This is a genomic window from Salipiger sp. PrR003 (genome assembly GCF_010500785.1).
Lineage (GTDB): Bacteria > Pseudomonadota > Alphaproteobacteria > Rhodobacterales > Rhodobacteraceae > Salipiger > Salipiger pacificus_A.
Map to the genome: position 1 here is coordinate 59,217 of NZ_JAAGOV010000109.1, position 16,594 is coordinate 75,810.

Consider the following 16,594-nt stretch of genomic DNA (forward strand, 5'->3'; position numbering starts at 1 on the left):
GGGCGATCAGAATTGAGCCGAGGCCCGGCGCGTGAGGATCCCGCGCCGGACCAAGGCCAAGAGGAAGATCGCCGTCAGGATCAAGATGATCGTGGGGGCAGGGGCGCTGTCGAGGAAGAAGCTGAGGTAGGTTCCCGCCAGCATCGCCAAGAGACAGGCGGCGCAGGCGGCCAGCATCATCTTCCCGAAGCTGCGCGCGAGCAGAAAGCCGATGGCCCCCGGCGCGATCAACAGCCCCACCGCAAGGATCAGCCCGGTGGCGGTGAGCGTCGCCACAATGGTCAGCGAGATCAGCGTCAGCAGCCCGTAGTGCAGCAGCCCCACAGGCAGCCCGCTCGCCCGCGCCTGCGCCGGGTCGAAGGCGTGCAGCAGCAGGTCCTTCCATTTCAGCAAGAGCGCGCCGGCCACCAGCAGGGAAATCAGCCCGGCGGTCCAGAGGTCCTCCCTGCCCACGCCCAGCATGTTGCCAAAGAGGATGTGGTCGAGGTGCACATTGGTGTGGATCTGCGTGTAAAGCACGATGCCGAGCGCGAACATGCCCGAGAAGACCACGCCCATCACCGTGTCCTGCTTGACGCGGCTGTTGCCCGCGAGAAAACCCGTGGCCAGCGCCGTGACCATGCCCGCCCCAAAGGCCCCGAGGATCAGCGGCAGGTTGAGGATATAGGCCAGCACCACGCCCGGGAGGATGGCGTGGCTGATCGCGTCTCCCATGAGCGCCCAGCCCTTGAGCACGAGGAAGCATGAGAGCAGCGCCGTGGGAATGGCGACGATGGCGCAGATCAGGAATGCATTCTGCATGAAGGGGAACTGGAAGGGGGCGAGCAGGGTCTCGCTCATGCCGCCTCCTCCAGCGCGGCCTTCGCCTTGCGGCGGGCGGCGAGCCGGCCGTGCTTGGGCGCGAAGGTGAAGGTCAGCAGGAAGATTGCAGTTTGCAGAAGCACGATGATCCCGCCGGTCGCCCCGTCGAGGAAATAGCTGAGATAAGCGCCGGCGAAGCTGGTCACCGTGCCGATCGCCACCGAGGTCGCGATGAGCCGGGGAAAGCGGTCGCAGAGCAGGTAGGCGGTGGCGCCGGGGGTGACCACCATGGCGATCACCAGAAAGGCCCCGACGGTCTGCATCGCGGCAACCACGCAGGCCGAGAGCAGGGTGAAGAAGAGCGCCTTCAGAAGCCCCGGCCGCAGCCCGATGGAGCGGGCGTGGCCCTCGTCGAAGAAGACGACCATCAAGTCCTTCCACTTGGCCAGCAGAACCGTCAGTGAGACAAACCCGATGATCGCGAGCTGCAGCGTATCTCCCGGGGTGATGGCGAGAATGTTCCCCATGGTGATGGTCTGGATCGAGATCGCCATGGGGTTCACCGAGGCCATGAAGAGGCCGAGCCCGAAGAAGCTGGTGAAGATGAGCCCGATGATCACGTCGCTCTTCAGTCCGGAGCGGTCCGAGAGCAATAGCATCGCCGCCGCCGCCAGTCCGCCCGAGATGAAGGCGCCGAGCGCGAAGGGCAGGCCGAGCATGTAGGCCCCGGCGACGCCCGGCACGACCGAGTGCGAGAGCGCGTCGCCGATCAGCGACCAGCCCTTGAGCATCAGATAGCTCGACAGGAAGGCGCAGACCGCGCCAACCAGTGCCGACACCCACATGGCGTTGGTCATGTAGCCATAGGAGAAAGGCTCGAGCAGGCTCATTCCGTCTCCTCCCGCTTCGCTCGGCGGGTCTCGCCGCCGTAGCGCACCAGCGGGCGCTCGTCGTCGGTGAGGATCGACAGGCGGCGGGGGTCGGCATCGTCGTGCAGCTCCGCCCCTTCGATGGTGAAATGCCGCAGCACCCCGCCGAAGGCCTCTTCCAGCGCGGCGCGGGTGAAGGTGGTCTCGGTCGGCCCATAAGCCAGAACCGTGCCCTTGACCAGGACCGTGCGGTCGCAGAACTCGGGCACCGTGCCGAGGTTGTGGGTCGAGACAAGCATCACCCGGCCTTCGTTCTTGAGTTCCCGAAGCAGGGCGATGATCTGTTCCTCGGTCTTCACGTCGACGCCGGTGAAGGGCTCGTCGAGCAGGATCACCTGTCCCTCCTGTGCCAATGCACGGGCGAGGAAGACGCGCTTTTTCTGACCGCCCGAGAGCTCGCCGATCTGGCGCTGGCGGAAATCGGTCATGCCGACGCGGGCGAGCGCTGCTTCGACGGCGACGTGATCGACCTTTGCCGGGCGGCGCAGGAAGCCCATGTGCCCATAGCGGCCCATCATCACCACATCCTCGACCAGAACCGGGAAAGACCAGTCGACCTCTTCCGACTGTGGCACATAGGCGACGAGGTTGTGCTTCAGCGCCTCTTTCACCGATTGGCCGAGCAGGCTGATCGAACCCTGAGCCACCGGCACGAAGCCCATGAGCGCCTTGAACAGCGTCGATTTGCCCGCGCCGTTGACACCGACCAATGCGGTGATCGTACCCCGCGGGATCTCGAAACTGGCGCGGCGCAGGGCGGTGTGGCCGTTGCGGTAGGTGACGGTGACATCCTCGACGCGGATGCCGTCCATCGAGGCGGTGTCCGCCACGGAGGCCTCCAACGCGGTCATCGTCCGGCCTTCTGCGTTTCGAGCCCCGCCTCGAGTCCGTCGGCAATGGTGCGCGAGGTGACGGCGAGCAGGTCGAGATAGCTCGGCACCGCGCCGTCCGGCTCCGACAGGCTGTCGACGTAGAGCACGCCGCCATAGGCCGCGCCGGTCTCACGCGCCACCTGTTCGGCGGGGCGGGTACTGACGGTGCTCTCGCAGAACACCACGGGGATGTCGTTGTCGGTGACCCCGTCGATCACGGCCCGCACCTGCTGCGGCGTGCCCATCTGGTCGGCGTTCATCGGCCAGAGGTAAAGCTCTTTCATTCCGAAATCGCGGGCGAGGTAGCTGAAGGCGCCCTCGCAGGTAACCAGCCAGCGCTGCGCCTCGGGAATGGCGGTGATGCGCGCGCGCAGAGGTTCGAGCGTGGCGCGAAGCTCGGCCTTGTAGGCCTCGGCGTTGGCGGCATAGGTCGCGGCGTTATCCGGGTCGTGCTCGGCGAAGGCGCGCTCGATATTGTCGATGTAGATCAGCGCGTTCTCAAGCCCCATCCAGGCGTGCGGATTGGGTTTTCCCTGGTAGGCCCCCGCCGAGATCGGGATCGGGTCGATGCCGTCGGAGAGGGTCACCGAGGGCACATCCCGCAGGTTTGACAGGAACTGTTCGAACCACAGTTCGAGGTTCAGCCCGTTCCACAGGATCAGGTCCGCCCCCTGCGCCCGCACGATGTCGCGCGGGGTGGGCTGGTAGCCGTGGATCTCGGCGCCGGGCTTGGTGACCGAGACCACCTCGGCGGCCTCCCCGGCGACCTGTGCCGCCATGTCCGCGAGCACGGTGAACGTGGTGACCACCTTCATCTTCTCTGCTGCTTCGGCAGGCTGGGCGATGAGCAGGCCAAGGGTAGCAAGGGCAGTCGACAGCAGAGATTTGGCGGGCATGGGGTCTCCTCGGGGCGTTTCAAGAAATGTAAATGCGAGGCATTCGCAGAAGTCAAGGTAGATGAGAGTCGTTCTCATTTATGTGTGCAGTGCCGCCTTCCCGCCGCGGCGTGGTTGCCTCGTTGCCGGACCGGGGATATCAAACTGGCCTGAACAGGAGTTGCCCATGACTGCGGTCTCGACCGATTTTGCCCAGGCCTTGCGCGATGCGGGGCTGCGCGTGACGCAGCAGCGCATGATCGTGATGTCCGTGCTCATGGAGTCCGAGGACCATCCGAACGCTGACGAGCTTTTCGCGCGGACCAAGGCGATCGATGGCTCGGTCTCCTTTGCCACGGTGTATAGGACGCTGGCGGCACTCGAGGAGGCGGGGCTGATCCGCAAGCTCAGCTTCGAGCACGAGTCGGCGCGCTTCGAGGTCACGCCCGCCGCCGAGCACGATCACCTTGTCGACGTCGACACCGGCGAGGTGATCGAGATCGAGAGCGCCGAGATCGAGCGGCTCCGCCGCGAGCTGGTGGAACGGCTGGGCTACGAGATCATCAGCCATAACACGCTGATCCGCGCGCGCAAAAAGCCGCGCTCCTGAGGGCTGCGCATCTGTCCCGCGTGGCTTTCACGAGGATTTTCCGAAAGATGCCCCTGGGGGAGATTTGCTCTGCCCACGCGCTCGGGTAGTGTCTGAATATGGATTCGGGCATGGATTGGCATTGGGCGCGCGCGGCGCTGGACTGGCAGCTTGAGCTGGGCGCCGACGAGGCGATCGGCGAAGCGCCTGTTGACCGCTTTGCGCTGGAAGCGGCGGAGCAGGCGGCGCGGGCGCAACCTGCTGCCGCGCCGCAACCCGAGCGCGGCGCGGCCCCCGCACCTATGGTCGCGCCCGCCGGGCCGGACCCGGTGCAACTTGCGACGGAGGCCGCACAGGGCGCGGGCAGCCTCGAAGCGCTGCACGCGGCGATGGACGCCTTTGAGCACTGCGAGCTGAAGCGCGGCGCGCGCAACCTTGTCTTCTCCGACGGAGTCCCCGGCGCGCGGGTGATGATCGTCGGCGAGGCGCCGGGCCGCGAAGAGGACTTGCAGGGAAAGCCGTTCGTCGGGCGGGCCGGGCAACTGCTCGACCGGATGCTGGCGGCGATCGGCCTCGACCGATCAAGCTCGGTCTACATCACCAACGTGCTGCCTTGGCGGCCGCCTCAGAACCGCGACCCGCGCCCCGAAGAGATCGCGATGATGAAGCCCTTCCTGGCGCGGCACGTCGAGCTGGCCGATCCCGACCTTCTGGTGATCATGGGCAATATCTCCTGCGATGCGCTGCTCGGCAAACGCGGCATAACCCGTCTGCGCGGCAAGTGGACCGAGGCTGAGGCCCGCCCCGCCATGCCGATGTTCCACCCGGCCTACCTGCTGCGCCAGCCCGCCATGAAGCGCGAGGCCTGGGGCGACTTGCTTGAGCTTCAGGCCAAGCTCAAGGCGCTGGGGTGAGGCCGGTGCGGGCCGGGCGCATCAGTGCCGGGGCCGTTTGTGCGTTGCTGCTTGCGTTTGCAACCGGGGCTCGTGCCGATGGCTTCAGCCCCGACTACATCGCGCTTTTCCGCGTTCACGCCTCCGAGGTCGAGGAGCCATCTCCGGGGCTCGAAATCCTCGAACTGCCTGGCCCGGTGATCCTCACTCGCCGCGACGGCGAAGGGGTGCGCGCAGAGGATCAAAGCGGCCATGGCCCTGCCGGCTGCGCATTGGCACGGCTGGTCGAGATCACGGCCGCCGTGCAGCTCTGCCCCGATCTGCTGTCCATAGCCGAGCGCGACCGGCTGGCCACGCTCCTCCTGCGCGCCGCGCGATTTGCCGCCGAGAACACTTATCCTCCGCTCTCGGACGACGAGCGCGAGGATGCGCTGGCTGCGACGCTGGCCAAGGCGCGGCTGGCACAGGGCGGCACCTGTCCGCAGCCAGAGACCGAGGCCGACTGGGTGCGCTTTGCGCGCAGCCTTGCCACCGATGCGGCAGCCCGCCGCTTCGCCCATATTTTCGCCGTGCCGCGTCTGCCTGTGGCGGAGCCCTGCCCGTGACGCTATGGCTGACGGCGAGACCCCTGTGATCCCAGTCCTGACGGAGCCTGCATGAGCCGCATCGACGAAACCCGAGAGTTCATCCCTGTCCGCATCGCGGTGCTGACCGTGAGCGACACCCGCGGCCCGGATGAGGACCGCTCGGGCACCACGCTGGTGCAAAGGCTGACCGATGCCGGTCACCTGCTGGCCGATCGCGCAATCGTGAAGGATGACCGCGCCGCCATTTCTGACCAGCTTCGCGCCTGGATCGCCAGCCCAGAGGTGGATGTGATCATTTCCACCGGCGGCACCGGGCTCACCGGGCGCGACGTGACCGTCGAGGCGCACCGCGATGTCTACGAAAAGGAGATCGAGGCCTTCGGCACCGTCTTCACCATGGTTTCCATGAAGAAAATAGGCACTTCGGCAGTACAGTCGCGGGCCACGGGCGGGGTCGCGGGCGGCACCTATCTCTTTGCGCTGCCGGGCAGCACCGGCGCCTGCAAGGACGCCTGGGACGAGATCCTGCGCTGGCAGCTCGACTACCGGCACATGCCCTGCAATTTCGTCGAGATTTTTCCGCGTCTTGAGGAACACAAACGGCGGAAATGATACGATCCCGCGTATCACCGTGACGACTTGGATTGCGCCGGGCATCGGGCGTAAGCTGAATGCAGCCAGACAGAGGGGCGCCGCCCCTCCATTTCGCGGGACGATCACATGCGGTTTCTTCGCCGGAGCCTAGTCGGGCTCTTTCTTCTTTCGCTGACGCTGGGCCTGCTGGCCTGGGCCGGGATCCTTGTGCGCGACGCGGTGCAGACCCGTCTGGCAGACACGCCGCAGATCCCGCAGGCCCGCGAGAGGGTGTTCGCGGTGAACGTCGTGCCGGTACGGCTCGAGACAGTGGTTCCCGAGATGACCGCCTTTGGCGAAATCCAGAGCCGCCGGAGCCTTGAACTGCGCAGCGCCGTGGGCGGCACGCTGATCGACCTTGCGCCTGCCTTCGTCGAGGGGGGGCGGGTCGCCGCGGGCACGCTTCTGGCGCGCATCGATCCGGCTGACATGCAGGCCGAACTGGAGCGGGCGCAGAGCGCCTTGCAGGACGCCGAGGCCGAGCGCCGCGAAGCGATCCGCGCGGTCGAGCTGGAGAAGGACGCGCTGGCCGCCGCCGAGGAGCAAGCGGCGCTGCGCCAACGGGCCTATCAACGTCAGGCCGATCTGCAGACCCGCGGCGTCGGCACCTCGGCGCTTGTGGAAGAGGCCGAGCTTTCGGCCTCTTCGGCACGGCAGGCGGTGGTCACCCGGCGGCAGGCCGTGGCCCTGAGCGAGGCGCGGGTCGACCAGAGCACCACCGCGCTCACCCGTGCGCATATCGCGCTCGACGAAGCGCAGCGGCGGCTCGACGAGACGGAAATCCGCGCCGAATTCGACGCCCAGCTCGAGGATGTCTCGGTGGTCGCCGGGCGCCGGATCTCGGCCAACGAGCAGCTCGCCACGCTGGTCGACCCCACGGCGCTGGAAGTTGCCTTCCGCGTGTCGACCCAACAGTACCTGCAGCTGCTCAACGCCTCGGACCAGCCGCGCGAGCTGCCGGTGACGGTGACGCTGGATTTCTACGGCGCCTCGGTGAGCAGCGCGGGCACGCTGATCCGCGAGGGCGCGGCGGTGGGCGAAGGGCAGACCGGTCGCCTGCTCTTTGCGGCATTGGAAGAGCCCCGCGGCTTCAAGCCCGGCGATTTCGTCACCGTAAAGATCGCCGAGCCGCCGCTCGAGCAGGTGGCGCTGCTGCCTGCCACGGCGCTTGGACCGGCGGGCGATGTGCTGGTGCTCGGCGCGGACGAACGGCTCGAAGCGGTGCAGGTCGAGCTGCTGCGCCGGCAGGGCGATGAGGTGCTTGTCCGGGCAGCGCTGGACGGGCGGATGGTCGTTGCCGAGCGCACGCCGCTTTTGGGCGCCGGGATCAAGGTGCGCCCGCTCAACACCGAGGCCAGCAGCGGCCCAACCGGCCCCGACGTTCAGGCCGAGGCCGCCATGCTCGAGCTGACCGAAGAGCGCCGCGCGCGGCTCGTCGCCTTCATCGAGGGCAACGACCGCATGCCCGCCGAGGCCAAGCAGCGCCTGCTCGCCCAACTTTCCGAGGCGATGGTTCCCGCCCATGTGATCGAGCGGCTCGAAGCGCGGATGGGAGGCTGACCCGATGCGGCACATCCCCGGAACCGCCAGCGGCCTGCTGAGCTACTTCACCCGCCACCGCACGGTGGCCAACCTGCTTCTGGTGCTGCTCATCGGTGCGGGGCTGCTCGCTGTGCCCAACATGCGCGCGCAGTACTTCCCCGACGTGATCGAGGATGAGATCGACGTGCGCGTCAACTGGGACGGCGCCGGGGCGCAGGATATCGACAACGCCATCGTGCAGCTGCTCGAGCCGACGCTGCTGGCGGTCGAGGGCGTGGTGGCGACCGAGAGCCTCTCGCGCGAGGGCTCGGCGCGGATCGAGCTGGAGTTCGAGCCCAATTACAACATGGCCAAGGCGCTCGACGACGTGCAGACGGCGGTGGATTCCGTCGACAACCTGCCCGAGCAGGCGGATGACCCTCAGGTGACCTCGGGCGGATGGCGCGACCGGGTGACCGATGTGGTGATCACCGGGCCGGTCGGGGTGGACCAGCTCGGGCGCTTTGCCGACGAGTTCGTGGTGCGGCTCTTCGCCGAGGGGGTGACCCGCACCACCATCCGCGGCGTCGCCGCGCCGCAGATCATCGTCGAGGTGCCCACCGCCAACCTGCTCGGCTACGACATCACCATGCAGCAGATCGCCGAGGCGATCTCTGCCGAGGTGGATGCCGCGCCGGCGGGCGATGTCAGCGGCGCCAATGCCCGGGTCCGCGCCGGGGTCGAGAAGCGCGCGCTGCGCGACATCTCGGCCATCGTGCTGCGATCCGAGCCTGACGGCACCAAACTGACAGTCGGCGACGTGGCGCTGCTCCGCGAGGAGGGGATCGACCGCCAAAGGGCCTACTACGTCGGCGACCATCCGGCGATCTCGGTCCGGGTCGATCGCTCGGCGGATGGCGACGCGATCAAGATACAGGCCGCGGTGGCCGAGGTGGCGCGCGAGTTTCAGTCGGTGCTGCCCGAGGGCACCACCGTCGATCTCATCCGCACCCGCGCCGAGGCGATCACCAACCGGCTCGACCTTTTGCTGCACAACGGGCTGTCGGGGCTGGCGCTGGTGCTGTGCCTGCTGTTTCTCTTCCTGAACGCGCGCACCGCGCTCTGGGTGGCGGCGGGGATCCCAACCGCGATGCTGGCGGCCCTCGCGCTGATGTATGCCTCGGGGTTGACGCTCAACATGATCTCGCTCTTTGCGCTGATCATCACCCTTGGCATCGTCGTCGACGACGCCATCGTAGTGGGCGAGCATGCCGACCACCTGCACCGCCGGCGCGGCCTGTCGCCGGTCGAGGCCGCCGAGACCGCCGCCCGGCGCATGGCGCTGCCGGTGTTCAGCTCGACGCTGACCACGGTCATTGCCTTCTTCGGGCTGACCGCCATCGGCGGGCGCTTCGGGCAGATGATCTCGGACATCCCCTTCACGGTGATCGTGGTTCTGATCGCGAGCCTCGTCGAGTGCTTCCTGATCCTGCCCAACCACATGGCCCATGCCATCGCCAAATCGACCGAGCACCATTGGTACGACTGGCCCTCGCGGATGGTGAACCGTGGCTTCCGCTGGGTCCGAGAGACACTGTTCCGCCCGTTCATGGCCGGGGTGATCGCGGCCCGTTACGTGGTGCTTGCGGCGGCGGTGCTCCTGCTTGCATCGCAGGCGGCGAGCTTCATCCGCGGCGACGTGGTCTGGCGCTTCTTCAACTCGCCCGAGCAGCCCTCGGTCAGCGGAAACTTCGCCATGGCGCCGGGGGCCACGCGCGCCGATACGCTCGCGCAGATGCGCGAGCTGCAGCGCGCCACAGAGGATCTGGGCCGCGAGTACGAAGAGAAATTCGGCCGCAATCCGCTCGACTACGTCATCGCCGAGATCGGCGGTAACTCCGGGCGCGAGCTGGCTGAGGCCGAGAACAAGGAACCGGACCAGCTCGGCGCCATCTCGATCGAGCTGATCGAGCCCGACTTCCGCCCCTATTCCAGCTTCCAGTTCGTCGCGGACCTGCAGGAGCGGGTCGCGCAGATGCCGATGCTCGAGGTGCTCAGCTTCCGGGGCTGGCGCTCGGGACCGGGTGGTGACGCGCTCGACGTCCAGTTCTACGGCGCCGATGCGGCGACGCTGAAACGGGCCGCCGAAGATCTGAAGACCGCCGTGCTGCGCTACCAGGAAGTCTCGGCGGTCGAGGACAACCTTTCCTACGACAAGGACGAGCTCGTGCTCGAGCTGACCCCGCAGGGGCAGGCGCTGGGGCTGACCGTGGATGATCTTGGCGCGGTGCTGCGGCATCGCATCGGCGGCATCGAGGCGGCGACCTTCCCCGTGGGACCGCGCAGTGCCGAGGTCAGGGTCGAGCTGCCGGAAAGCGAGCAGACCGCCGATTTCCTCGAGCGCACGCAGATCCGCACGCCGCAGGGCGCCTACGTACAGCTCGCCGACATCGTCCAGGTCGCACGCACCAGCGGCTTTTCCACGGTGCGGCGCGAGAACGGCCTGCGCACGGTCTCGGTCACCGGAGACATCTCGGAGGACAATGCCGAGCGTGCCGCCGAAATCATGAAAGCGCTGCAGGACGAGATCCTTCCCGGCATCGCCGCCGAGCGACAGGTCGAATATCGCGTCTCCGGCCTTGCCGAGGATGAGCGGGACTTCTTGTCCGACGCAGGCGCGGGCCTCGTGCTGGTGTTGCTTGGCATCTACCTCGTGCTGGCCTGGGTGTTTGCCAGCTGGACGCGGCCGCTGGTGGTGATGGCGGTGATCCCCTTCGGTCTTGTCGGCGCGATCTACGGCCACGCGCTCTGGGATGTTCCGCTGTCGATGTTCACCGTGGTGGGGCTGCTCGGCATGACCGGGATCATTATCAACGATTCCATCGTTCTGGTCAGCCAGATCGATGAATACGCGCCGGACCGCGGTATCTTCCAGGCGATCATCGACGGCGCCTCGGACCGCCTGCGGCCGGTGTTCCTGACCACGGCGACCACGGTGCTCGGCCTCGCGCCGTTGCTGTACGAGCGCAGCTCGGACGCGCAGTTCCTCAAGCCGACGGTGATCACCCTGGTCTACGGGCTCGGCTTCGGCATGCTGCTGGTCTTGCTGGTGGTCCCGGCGCTGCTGGCGGCGCAGCATGACATCGCCCGGCGCATCGCGGCGGCCCGCCGAGGCGCGCGGCATCGCCACGGCGGTGTGCGGGCGCTGGTGCTGGGTCTCGGCGCGCTGGTGCTGGGCTGGCTGGCGGCCACGATGGGCAGCCTTCTGGTCCAAGGCGTGCTGCCCGAGGCGTTGCAGCTTCCCGTTCTGGACGGGCTACCCGGGCCAGTCGCGGGCTTCTTGCTCTTTGTCTGCGGCGTGGCGCTGCTGCTGGGGCTGGTCTGGGTGGCGGTGCTCGCGATGGCGCTGCGGCGGGGCCGGGCAGGGGCGTAGCGCCCTGCGCGTCCCGGCGTGCCGTCAAGGCTCAGGCGCTCAGCCGCAGCCTCGGATGTCGACGGCCTGGCTCTCACCGAGCACGGTGAAGCGCAGCTTAGAGCGGTCGAGGGCGAAGGGCTTGCCCTCCATGTGCATCAGGCGGGTTTCGCTGATCAGTGTGCCACCTTGGCGGCGGGTGTTCGGTTCAGACGCCCAGAGCTCGGGCTGCCCTGCCTCGACCACGGTCTCTTCCGGTCCGGGAAGCGCGGGCATGTCGATCTCGGCGCGCAGCTTGACGCCGCCCTTCGCCGGGCTGACGGTGCAGCGGACTGCGCTGACCCGCGCCTCGCGGGCAGTGAAGGGAGCCTCGGCCAGCGCCGCAGCGATCATCGGGTCGACGCTGCTGCTGTCGGGGAGCGCTGCCGTCACATGCAGCGTCTGCGGCACGCAGATGTCGCTGCACACGCCGATCATCATCTTCGCCTCGAGCGTGACCGGGCCGCCGGTGCCCGCGATCCGCAGCGGCAGCACAAGTTCGTCCTTGTAGCCCACCGAGCGTGCGCCCGATTGGCGGAACACATGCGGCGTCGGCCAGAGCGCCGTCACCCGCGCCACATTCGACGAGCCGCTCCAGTCGAAGACGGGCGGGATGCCGGCCTCGCCGGGCGCGCGCCAGTAGGTCTTCCAGCCGGGGGCCAGTCGCAGGTGCAGGGCCGCCATGTGATCGCCGTCCGGAAGGCGCCAGCCGGGCCGCAGCTCTGCGGTTACCGGATCTTGGGCATGGGCAGGCCCGGAGACCAGCGGGGCCATGCCGAACGCACATATGCAGGTCAGGGCTTTGAAGATATTGCGGATCATGAATTTCAAATGGCGCCTCCCCAAGCTCCTGCCAAGTCACATTGCAGCGAGAGCACGGTGTTTCAAACAGGATGTGTGCTTGCACCCTCAGTGCCGGAAGGTCACACTCTGCAGGCAGACTGCAGAAAGGTCCTCATGACGCACGCCCAGATCGCCTCCGGCGCCACCGACCTCACCGGCTCCGTGCTGATCGCCATGCCCGGCATGGGCGATGAACGTTTCGAACATGCGGTCATCTACCTCTGTGCCCACTCGGATGAAGGGGCCATGGGGCTGATCCTCAACAAGCCCTCGTCCGACGTGACGCTCGAGGGGCTGTTCGAGCAGCTGGGAATCGACGCCGCGCCCGGATCGGGGCAGGTGCCGGTGCATTTCGGCGGCCCGGTCGAGATGGGCCGGGGATTCGTTTTGCACAGCGACGATTACCGCTCGGAGCTGACCACGCTGCAGGTCGACGATGGGTTCTCTATGACGGGCACGCTTGATGTGCTCGAACATATCGCGCGCGGGGAGGGGCCGGACGCGTGGATTGCCATGCTCGGTTACGCGGGCTGGGGGCCGGGGCAGCTCGAGGATGAGCTGGCCGAAAACGCCTGGCTGGTTTGCCCGGCCAGCCACGAGCTGGTCTTCGGCACGCCAGATGACGCCAAGTGGGGCGCGGCGCTGGACAGCCTCGGCATCGCGGCGCTGGCGCTCTCGGCCGAAGGCGGCCGGGCCTGAACGCACCGAGCAATGATCACGGCGTCTAAGCGCGTCAGCGTGGCGCGGCGGCGCGGCTGAGCCGGTCGTTGATCGCCACGCCTGCCCCGACATGCGGGATCGGCGCGACGGCGATCACCTCGGCGCCCTGCGCATCGAGCTGGTGCAGATGGGCAAAGAGGTTGGCGGCGGCCTCATCGAGATCGCCCTTCGCCGAAAGATTGAGGTCGCATTCGATATCCCCGAATCCAAGCCGCGCCTCGCCCTCGCGCCATTCGGCGGCGTTGAGTCGCATCTGTGCCTGCGGCGCGTAATGCGAGGCGGTCTGGCCGGGAGCCGAGATCGCCTCGCGCTCCTGTCGGCGCATCACCGGATGGCCGAGCGCTTCCGAGAGTTGCTCGGCGCTGATGCCGCCAGGACGCAGCAGGGTGGGGCGGCCGGCAAGGCCGAGGATGGTGCTTTCGAGGCCGACCGGGCAGGGGCCACCGTCGAGTACCGCGGCGATGCGGTCGTCGAGACTGCTCAGCACGTGATCGGCAGTGGTCGGGCTGATCCTGCCCGAACGGTTGGCCGAGGGACCGGCCAGCGGCCCGCCGAATTCGGTCAGCAGCTCGCGCGCCAGCGGCGCGTCGGGCATGCGCACGGCCAGCGTGCTGAGCCCAGCGGTGACCCGGTCGGCGATGCCCGCATCCTCGCGCAGCGGCAGGACCAGCGTCAGCGGGCCTGGCCAGAAGCTCTGCGCGATGTTCTCGGCGGTGCCGGACCAGCGCACCAGCTCCTTGGCGTGCTCGAGGCTGGGCACGTGCACGATCAGCGGGTTGTAGCTGGGGCGTCCCTTGGCCTCGTAGATTGCCGCTACCGCGGCATCGTCGCGGGCATCTGCCCCGAGCCCGTAGACCGTCTCGGTCGGGAAGGCGACGAGCTTGCCCGCGCGCAGCAATTCGGCGGCGCGGGCGATCCCTGCCGCGTCGGCGGTCAGGCGCTGGGTCGAGGTGTGGGGCATCGGGGTATCCGTGACGCTGCGTTCCGTTTGGTCCGGGGCGAGCCATGGTCTTAGGGTCGCACACAAATCGTGGGATCCTCCCTAACCGAGGGGACCCGCCTTGCCAACCAAGATCGGAGGACCTGCCATGCCCTATCGCGCGCCCGTCGCTGAAATGACCTTCCTGCTCAACGAGGTGGTCGGCTTCGACGCGGTCAGTGCGACGGAGAGGTTTGCCGAGGCCAGCCCCGACATGGTGCAGGCGGTGCTCGGAGAGGCGGGGCGCATCTGCGAGGAGGTGATGGCGCCGCTCAACCGCGCGGGCGATCTGCAGGGCGCGAAGCTGGAAAACGGCGTGCTGCGCAGCTCGCCGGGCTTTGCCGAGGGCTACGCGGCGCTGGCCGAGGGCGGCTGGGTTTCGGTCTCTGCCCCGCCCGAGTTCGGCGGCATGGGGCTGCCTGTGGCGGTGGGGACTGCGGTCAACGAGATGATGTCCGGCGCCTGTCTCGCGTTGCAATTGAACCCTTTGCTCACGCAGGGCCAGATCGAGGCGCTGGAGCATCATGCCAGCGAGGAGATCAAGGCGCTTTATCTGCCCAAGCTGATCTCTGGCGAATGGTCGGGCACGATGAACCTGACCGAGCCGCAGGCGGGCTCGGACGTGGGGGCGCTGACCAGCAAGGCGTCCGCCAATGGCGATGGCACCTATGCGGTGACGGGGCAGAAGATCTTCATCTCCTGGGGCGATTGCGACTTCACGCGCAACGTCTGCCACCTCGTTCTGGCGCGCCTTCCAGATGCGCCGGCGGGAACCAAGGGGATCAGCCTCTTCCTCGTGCCCAAGTTCATCCCCGACGCATCCGGCGCGCCGGGCGTGGCGAATGACCTCAAGGTGGTCAGCCTCGAGCACAAGATGGGCCTGCATGGCTCGCCGACCTGTGTGATGAGCTTCGAGGGGGCGACAGGCTGGCTGATCGGCGAGGAGGGCGATGGCATGCGCGCGATGTTCACCATGATGAACAACGCCCGGCTTGGCGTCGGCGGGCAGGGGATCGGTGCCGCAGAGGGCGCCTACCAGCACGCGCTCGACTACGCGATGGAGCGCAAACAGGGGCGTTCGCCCAATGGCACGATCGTCGGTCACGCCGACGTGCGGCGCATGCTGGCGGGGATGAAGGCGGATATCCTTGCGGCGCGCTCGATCGCGCTGAGCTGCGCCGTGGCGATCGACATGGGCCGGGCCACCGGCGAGGCCGACTGGATCGCCCGTGCAGCCTTCCTGACGCCGATCGCCAAGGCCTTCGGCACCGACATCGGCTGCGAGGTGGCCGAGGCGGGCGTGCAAGTCTACGGCGGCATGGGCTACATTGAGGAGAGCGGTGCTGCGCAATACTATCGCGACGTGCGGGTGACGGCGATCTATGAGGGCACGAACGGCATTCAGGCCATGGACCTGGTCGGCCGCAAGCTGATGGACGGCGGCGAGGCCGCGGGGCGGCTGCTCGACGAGATCGAGGCGCAGGCCGAGGCCGCGAAAGCCGGTCTGCCCGATCTCGCTGGCGCGGTCTGGGAGGCCGCCGAGAGCCTGCGCGAAGCCACCGAGGCGCTCGTGGCGACGCCGATGCCGGAGCGCTTCGGCGTGGCGGTGCCCTATCTGCGCGCCTTCGCCCGTGTGCTCGGCGCGCATTTCCATTTGCGCGCAGCCATGGCAGACCCCTCGGGAGCCCACGCGCGTCTCGCGCGTTTCTACATCACGCGGCTCCTGCCCGAACACGCCGGCCTGCTGGCCCACGTCTCGCGGGGGGATGCCGAGCTGATGGCCATCACTGCCGAGGACCTCGCCGCCTGATGAAGCCTGCCTTGCACTACCCGTTCGATGCCCCGCCGGCCTGGGGCGATGCCCTCGAGGTTGCCGAGGGGGTGCTCTGGATGCGCCTGCCGCTGCCGATGAAGCTCGATCACGTCAACGTCTACGCGCTGGACGATGGCGATGGCTGGACGCTGATCGATACCGGCATGCATACGCGGCGGGCGCTGCAGGTCTGGGAGCAGTTGCTGAAGGGGCCGCTCAAGGGCAAGCCGGTGCGTCGGGTGGTGGTGACGCATCACCACCCGGATCACGTCGGGCTCGCGGGCTGGTTCCAGCAGCAGGGGGCAGAGCTGCTGACCACCCGCACCGCCTGGCTCTTCTCGCGCATGCTGCAGCTCGATGCGCAGGAAGCCCCGCCGCCCGAGCAGGTGACCTACTGGCAGCGGTGCGGCATGGCGCCGCGGGTGTTGGAACGGCGGCGCACCGAACGGCCCTTCAACTTCGCCGATTGCGTCTGGCCGATGCCGCTCGGCTTCACCCGGCTGCAACAGGACGACGTGCTGCGCATGGGCGGGCGCGATTGGGAGGTGCACATCGGCAATGGCCATGCGCCTGAGCACGCGACCTTCTGGTCGAAGGGGGACAACCTGGTGCTGGCGGGGGATCAGATCCTCTCGACCATCAGCTCCAACCTCGGGGTCTATGCCACCGAGCCCGAGGCCGATCCGGTGGGCGACTGGCTCGAGGCCTGCGAGCGCCTTGCCACGCTGGCGCGCGAGGCGCATTTCGTGCTTGGTGGGCACAAGCTGCCTTTCACCGGGTTGACCTTCCGCATGCGCCAGTTGATCGACAACCACCACGGTGCGCTGGAGCGTCTTGAGGCCTATCTCGATACGCCCAAAAGCGCCGGAGACTGCTTCGCACCGCTCTTCAAGCGCACCATTGGTGACGCGGAATACGGGCTCGCCCTGGTCGAGGCCATGGCCCATTGCCAGCATCTCTACCTCGAGGGGCGCGCCACGCGGGCGCTCGGCGAGGATGGCGCCTGGCTCTGGCAGGCGGCGCAGGGCTGAGCCCCAGAGAGGGGCCTACGCGGCTTCAAGACAGGTGACAGCTCGGCCAGAATCCGC

15 protein-coding genes are annotated in these 16,594 nt (G+C 67.8%); 9 read left to right on the plus strand and 6 right to left on the minus strand.

Annotation, left to right across the window (positions count from 1 at the left end):
- Positions 1 to 6: 6 nt before the first annotated feature.
- From G0D83_RS29855 to G0D83_RS29870, 4 genes are read right to left on the minus strand one after another with little or no spacing between them, the layout of a single operon-like run.
- Complete coding sequence (locus tag G0D83_RS29855) at positions 7 to 840, minus strand: metal ABC transporter permease (protein WP_164198235.1); 834 nt, start codon at positions 838 to 840, stop codon at positions 7 to 9.
- A complete protein-coding gene (locus tag G0D83_RS29860) occupies positions 837 to 1,691 on the minus strand; it encodes a metal ABC transporter permease (RefSeq protein WP_164198237.1) in 855 nt (284 codons plus the stop codon). The genes G0D83_RS29855 and G0D83_RS29860 overlap by 4 nt, the downstream gene beginning before the upstream one ends.
- On the minus strand, positions 1,688 to 2,581 hold the full coding sequence (locus tag G0D83_RS29865; RefSeq protein ID WP_304610683.1) for a manganese/iron ABC transporter ATP-binding protein: 894 nt from the start codon (positions 2,579 to 2,581) through the stop codon (positions 1,688 to 1,690). Before G0D83_RS29865 ends, G0D83_RS29860 begins: the two co-directional genes overlap by 4 nt.
- Complete coding sequence (locus tag G0D83_RS29870) at positions 2,578 to 3,498, minus strand: metal ABC transporter substrate-binding protein (protein ID WP_164198240.1); 921 nt, start codon at positions 3,496 to 3,498, stop codon at positions 2,578 to 2,580. The genes G0D83_RS29865 and G0D83_RS29870 overlap by 4 nt, the downstream gene beginning before the upstream one ends.
- A gap of 166 nt (positions 3,499 to 3,664) precedes the next feature.
- Between G0D83_RS29870 and G0D83_RS29875 the strand changes: the two genes are divergently transcribed.
- From G0D83_RS29875 to G0D83_RS29900, 6 genes are all read left to right on the plus strand, one after another.
- On the plus strand, positions 3,665 to 4,087 hold the full coding sequence (locus tag G0D83_RS29875) for a Fur family transcriptional regulator (RefSeq protein WP_108969493.1): 423 nt from the start codon (positions 3,665 to 3,667) through the stop codon (positions 4,085 to 4,087).
- 98 nt (positions 4,088 to 4,185) lie between these two features.
- The gene (locus tag G0D83_RS29880; RefSeq protein WP_164198241.1) at positions 4,186 to 4,980 is read left to right on the plus strand and encodes a uracil-DNA glycosylase family protein; all 795 of its coding nucleotides are present in this window, start codon (positions 4,186 to 4,188) and stop codon (positions 4,978 to 4,980) included.
- Positions 4,981 to 5,024: 44 nt separating this feature from the next.
- Positions 5,025 to 5,564, plus strand: a complete 540-nt coding sequence (locus G0D83_RS29885) for a hypothetical protein (protein ID WP_203595188.1) — start codon at positions 5,025 to 5,027, stop codon at positions 5,562 to 5,564.
- Between the two features lie 51 nt (positions 5,565 to 5,615).
- A complete protein-coding gene (gene moaB / locus G0D83_RS29890) occupies positions 5,616 to 6,158 on the plus strand; it encodes a molybdenum cofactor biosynthesis protein B (RefSeq protein ID WP_164198243.1) in 543 nt (180 codons plus the stop codon).
- A 108-nt stretch (positions 6,159 to 6,266) separates the two neighbouring features.
- Entirely contained in the window at positions 6,267 to 7,739 is a 1,473-nt protein-coding gene (locus G0D83_RS29895; RefSeq protein WP_164198245.1) for an efflux RND transporter periplasmic adaptor subunit, read from the plus strand.
- 4 nt (positions 7,740 to 7,743) lie between these two features.
- Positions 7,744 to 11,133, plus strand: coding sequence for an efflux RND transporter permease subunit (locus tag G0D83_RS29900; RefSeq protein WP_164198247.1), 3,390 nt, complete (start codon positions 7,744 to 7,746; stop codon positions 11,131 to 11,133).
- 39 nt (positions 11,134 to 11,172) lie between these two features.
- Here the strand turns inward: G0D83_RS29900 and G0D83_RS29905 are convergent, their stop codons facing one another.
- A complete protein-coding gene (locus tag G0D83_RS29905) occupies positions 11,173 to 11,973 on the minus strand; it encodes a protein-disulfide reductase DsbD domain-containing protein (protein ID WP_164198504.1) in 801 nt (266 codons plus the stop codon).
- A 135-nt stretch (positions 11,974 to 12,108) separates the two neighbouring features.
- On the opposite strand from G0D83_RS29905, the gene G0D83_RS29910 reads away from it, so the two are divergent.
- Positions 12,109 to 12,693: a YqgE/AlgH family protein gene (locus G0D83_RS29910; RefSeq protein WP_164198249.1), complete on the plus strand. Its 585-nt coding sequence runs from the start codon at positions 12,109 to 12,111 to the stop codon at positions 12,691 to 12,693.
- Positions 12,694 to 12,727: 34 nt separating this feature from the next.
- Here G0D83_RS29910 and G0D83_RS29915 read toward each other — a convergent pair whose 3' ends face one another.
- Entirely contained in the window at positions 12,728 to 13,675 is a 948-nt protein-coding gene (locus G0D83_RS29915; RefSeq protein ID WP_164198251.1) for an L-threonylcarbamoyladenylate synthase, read from the minus strand.
- 127 nt (positions 13,676 to 13,802) lie between these two features.
- On the opposite strand from G0D83_RS29915, the gene G0D83_RS29920 reads away from it, so the two are divergent.
- Together G0D83_RS29920 and G0D83_RS29925 are read left to right on the plus strand one after the other, a co-directional pair.
- The gene (locus G0D83_RS29920) at positions 13,803 to 15,503 is read left to right on the plus strand and encodes an acyl-CoA dehydrogenase (RefSeq protein WP_164198252.1); all 1,701 of its coding nucleotides are present in this window, start codon (positions 13,803 to 13,805) and stop codon (positions 15,501 to 15,503) included.
- A complete protein-coding gene (locus G0D83_RS29925; RefSeq protein WP_164198254.1) occupies positions 15,503 to 16,537 on the plus strand; it encodes an MBL fold metallo-hydrolase in 1,035 nt (344 codons plus the stop codon). Before G0D83_RS29920 ends, G0D83_RS29925 begins: the two co-directional genes overlap by 1 nt.
- The last annotated feature ends 57 nt before the right edge of the window (positions 16,538 to 16,594 follow it).